The 257-nt window shown below is 54.9% G+C and carries 1 protein-coding gene; it reads right to left on the minus strand.

Translation table 11 applies throughout. The annotated features are described in order from the left end of the window. Positions 1-42: 42 nt before the first annotated feature. Positions 43-257, minus strand: a 215-nt coding sequence (locus tag L9G74_RS24420; RefSeq protein ID WP_238898753.1) for an ADP-ribosylation factor-like protein, incomplete at its 5' end; no start/stop codon positions are given.

The raw sequence follows: 257 nt of genomic DNA on the forward strand, positions 1-257 counted from the left end.
GAGCAGCAGCTGCTATTGACAATTGAGGAGCAGAAGCCCCTCTCATTTGATGTACTGGGACATCCATTTGAAGCCTTCGCCGTAGCCCATCTTGCGGACGACGCTGCACATGAAGATCTCCAGAGGCCGCACGTTGGAGTCGGCTAGGTTCACGTTGCCCTTACCGGTGGTGAAGTTGCTCAGACCAAGGTAGTAGCGGAGTTCCTCCTCCGACGCGGCGTATGGGATGTCGATCTTGTTTCCCAGTATCAGGAAAG

Source organism: Shewanella electrica, from assembly GCF_022321485.1.
GTDB classification, from domain to species: Bacteria; Pseudomonadota; Gammaproteobacteria; order Enterobacterales; family Shewanellaceae; genus Shewanella; species Shewanella electrica.